This window comes from Pseudomonas laurentiana (assembly GCF_014648275.1).
GTDB lineage: Bacteria > Pseudomonadota > Gammaproteobacteria > Pseudomonadales > Pseudomonadaceae > Aquipseudomonas > Aquipseudomonas laurentiana.
Genome location: NZ_BMQU01000055.1, coordinates 1 through 3917, shown reverse-complemented (window position 1 = coordinate 3917; position 3917 = coordinate 1). Strand labels below are relative to the sequence as shown.

At 59.2% G+C, this 3917-nt stretch carries 5 protein-coding genes; 1 reads left to right on the top strand and 4 read right to left on the bottom strand.

Features of this window, described 5'->3' with window-relative positions; translation table 11 throughout:
- The 3 genes from IE038_RS25465 to hutC form a co-directional block, all read right to left on the bottom strand.
- On the bottom strand, positions 1 to 83 hold an 83-nt coding region (locus IE038_RS25465; protein ID WP_438810796.1), incomplete at its 3' end, for a hypothetical protein.
- Positions 84 to 453: 370 nt separating this feature from the next.
- Positions 454 to 1026, bottom strand: coding sequence for a HutD/Ves family protein (locus tag IE038_RS23695; protein WP_163937649.1), 573 nt, complete (start codon positions 1024 to 1026; stop codon positions 454 to 456).
- The gene (gene hutC, locus IE038_RS23690) at positions 1023 to 1733 is read right to left on the bottom strand and encodes a histidine utilization transcriptional repressor HutC (protein ID WP_163937659.1); all 711 of its coding nucleotides are present in this window, start codon (positions 1731 to 1733) and stop codon (positions 1023 to 1025) included. The genes IE038_RS23695 and hutC overlap by 4 nt, the downstream gene beginning before the upstream one ends.
- Positions 1734 to 1876: 143 nt before the next feature.
- Between hutC and IE038_RS23685 the strand changes: the two genes are divergently transcribed.
- The gene (locus IE038_RS23685) at positions 1877 to 3241 is read left to right on the top strand and encodes a formimidoylglutamate deiminase (protein WP_163937662.1); all 1365 of its coding nucleotides are present in this window, start codon (positions 1877 to 1879) and stop codon (positions 3239 to 3241) included.
- Positions 3242 to 3343: 102 nt separating this feature from the next.
- Here the strand turns inward: IE038_RS23685 and IE038_RS23680 are convergent, their stop codons facing one another.
- Positions 3344 to 3631 carry a hypothetical protein gene (locus IE038_RS23680; protein ID WP_163937652.1) on the bottom strand — a complete coding sequence of 96 codons (288 nt, stop codon included), beginning with the start codon at positions 3629 to 3631 and terminating at the stop codon, positions 3344 to 3346.
- Between the last annotated feature and the right edge of the window lie 286 nt (positions 3632 to 3917).

Genomic DNA, 3917 nt, shown 5'->3' with positions numbered 1-3917 from the left:
AGCGGCGCTTCAGTCAGCCAGCTTTTGGCGGTCAGCGTAGTGCCGCGCGGTGCGCGAATTTCGACGTCACGGAATTTGTTCATGTTCTTGTCAGTCACGGTAACGGCTCCTCAAGCGATCGATCCCGCCCAACCCAGGCTGTGGGCGAGCGTGCCAGCGGTGGCAGGCAAATTCGGGATGGCAGCAGGGCTGCCCTACACACTTATACAAACACATATTTACTTGTATGTACAAGCATAGGCAATTGAAGTGCCAACTTCTCCGACGAACTGCCACAGAGGCACGCCAAGGCCAACTCAACGCAATAAATCCGGGGGTCCGGCAGAAAAAGAAAACGTAGTGGAGGTGGTTCCAGGGTGTAGAACAACACAGTCAAACAAGGTGGCGTTGCACCACCTTGGGTCAATCAGTAACACACCTGCGTGCGACTCATCGGTCGCCGCAGTAACAATCTCAACAGTGGCTCAGCTCGATCAGGCAGCAGTGACCGCTCAGTTCGAGCGCCTGCAACCCTGCGTTTCCTTCGACCTGCAGACAGTCATGGCGCGACAGCATCTGCACCGCATGCCCGCCCAGCGTGGCACGAACCTGCTCGCCGACAGCAAAGACCAACAGCGTCTGCGCCGAGCTGTAGAGACGGCTTTCGCCATCGAGCCACTGCAACCGGGCGCGGTAACGCTGCGGCGAATAGATCAGGTTGAAATCACGGATCGGCCCACCCAGCAGGCGACAGGCCACCTGACTTTCACCCGAAAACATGAAGGCATCGAAGGGCAGCAGTGCCCGACTCGGCTCACCATCAACCTGCAGCTCCATGCCATCACCTTGCAACACGGTGATGATCCGCTGGTATCCGACGAAGCTGGAAAAGCCACCCGACTCTGCAATGTCGGCAATCGACAGGCGCCAGCCAAAGCCGTCCAGACCCTCTCCGGCGTCGCGGGCGATCTCTTCGGTGCTGCCACCACCATTCTTCCAGGGCATACGGGGGTAATTGACCGCGCGAAGTACCTGCATCTGGCTCATTTACTGAAACGTCCTTCCAAACGATGACGGGAACCGGGGTGAATCAAGCGCGCCGCCGTCACCGGCTGACGGCCGGACCACGTGCGACGACGAATCAGCAGACAGGGCTCGCCCTGCTCGATCTGTAGCAGACGGCATTCCTCCGGCTCAGCCAGAATCGCCTCGACGACATGCTCGCCCTCGGTCAAGGGCGCCACCTGGGACAGGTAGGCATAAGGGGTCTGCACGGTGAAATCCTGCTTGAGGTAATCCGGTGCAACCTGGGCATTGACGAAGCGGTCTTCGATTTGCACCGGAATATCGTTCTCGTAATGCACGATCAGCGAATGGAACACGCGCTGGCCTTCGCGCATATCCAACGCCAACGCACGCTCGGAGCCAGCGGCCTCTTCGGCCAGGGTCACCACCCTGCAGGTGTGCCGATGGCCACGCGCCGCGATCTCGTCAGCGATGTTGTTGACGTCGAACAGTGCCGAACGGGTCTTGGGCTCGGCAACAAAGGTCCCGACACCCTGCATGCGCACCAACAGCCCTTCGGCGGTCAGTTCGCGCAGTGCGCGGTTGATGGTCATGCGACTGAAGCCCAGCTCACTGACCAGTTCGCTTTCCGACGGCACACGGTGGTGCGGCGGCCAGCTACCGTTCTTGATCTGCTGGACAATCATTTGCTTGACCCGGGCATACAGCGGCGCCGGCCCCTCGCCCATATGGGCAACCAGCGCGGAGACAGGTGGTGTCGGCACGTCGAGATCCTTGTTCAAAATGAGTACTCCATAGATTGCCGGAGTTTACCCAGCAGGCAAACGTCTGTATATGTATATACAAATAAACAAAACGAGGTGCCGTGTCGATGTCCGTCTTCTTTGCCGAACGTGCTTTGCTGCCTACCGGCTGGGCCAACAATGTCCGCATCGAGGTCGGTACCGACGGCCGGATCGGCCGCGTGCATACCGATGCCTCGCCCGAGGGCGCCGAACGCCTGGCCGGCCCGCTGCTGCCGGGCATGCCAAACCTGCATTCACATGCCTTCCAGCGCGCTATGGCTGGCCTGGCAGAAGTGGTTGGCAACCCCAATGACAGCTTCTGGACCTGGCGCGAACTGATGTACCGAATGGTAGGCCAGATTACCCCGGAACAACTGGAGGTGATTGCCCGCCAGCTCTACATCGAGATGCTCAAGGCCGGTTACACCTCGGTCGCCGAGTTTCACTACGTGCATCACGATGCTGCTGGCAATGCCTATGCCGACCCGACCGAGCTGTCCCGGCGCATCAGCCAGGCCGCCAGCCACAGCGGCATCGGCCTGACCCTGCTTCCCGTGCTCTACAGCCACTCAGGCTTTGGCGGTCAAGCGCCCACGGAGGGGCAGCGCCGCTTTATCAACAACACCGAGCAGTATCTGCGGCTACACGAGCGCCTGGCACCGCTGCTGGCACAGCAACCCGCCCAGCAATTGGGGCTGTGCTTCCACTCGCTGCGCGCCGTCACCCCGCAACAGATCGCTCAGGTCATGGCCGCCAGCGACCCACACTGCCCGGTGCATATCCACATTGCCGAGCAACAGAAGGAAGTCGACGACTGCCTGGCCTGGAGTGGCCGACGCCCATTGCAATGGCTGTATGAAAATACCGAGGTTGATCAACGCTGGTGCCTGGTTCATGCCACCCACGCCGAAGCTGACGAAGTCGCACTGATGGCGAACAGTGGCGCGGTAGCCGGGCTGTGCCTGACCACCGAAGCCAACCTGGGCGACGGTATCTTCCCTGCTGTCGACTACCTGGCCCGAGGCGGTCGCCTGGGCATTGGCTCGGACAGCCATGTTTCGCTCAGTGTGGTGGAGGAATTGCGCTGGCTCGAATACGGCCAACGCCTGCGCGACCAGCGGCGTAACCGGCTTTACCGAGAGGAGCAACCGATGGTCGGGCGCACGCTGTTCGACGCAGCCCTCAGCGGTGGCGCACAAGCATTGGGGCAACCGGTGGGCGAACTGGCCGAAGGTCGCCGCGCCGACTGGCTGGTGCTCGACGGTAACGACCCATACCTGGCTACGGCCAAGGGTGACGGCATCCTCAACCGCTGGCTGTTTGCCGGAGGTGATCGTCAGGTTCGCGATGTGATGGTCAACGGCAAATGGGTGGTACGCCAAGGCCGACACGCCGCCGAAGAACAGACCGCCCAGGCCTTTACACGCGTGCTGCGAGAACTGTTGGGCTGACGCTGGAGCTGATACAGGCGCCAGCCTTGCTGGCGCCTGTATCTTCGACAACGCCGGCCAACTGAAAGACCAAGGCCACCCAGCAGCCCCCTGACGTCATGACTACTTCTTCGCGCTCCACTGAACAGGGCTGGCAAAACAGTGCAGCAGCAAAGCGACTATAGCAATCCAATCAATCGCTGGATAATCGTTACGCAAGCTCGGGTAATAACCAAAGAACAACAAATGATCCTGCTCTATAAATCTCATGTAGTACATAACGAAGAACACATTGAATGCCAGACAACCAATGAAATGCCCGAACTTTAAGTTATCACCTGAGAAATACGCCCTCAGCACATAGGCCAGTGCGACACCAAAGCCTGCCAGAACGAAAAACAACCACGCCACTATTTCTGAGCCTCTACGTAAACCTGCTCCCCTGTCATCATATCCACCCCGACCTCAAGCACCAGTGGCCCACTCCCCATAACTTTATATGCACGAATCCTGTTTGCTTCAACATACCTGAACAAGCGCCAAGCTCCGGGTTTCAATACCATTTACTACACCTGGGCTCCCGACGCCGTAGGCGGCGAATGAAAAGAGCACAGATTAGAGTCTTGCCACTTAAGGAAATCCTGAAGAAGACTTCCCGAATCTGGTGAAATACGCCGATCCCGTTGCCCGAGTTTTC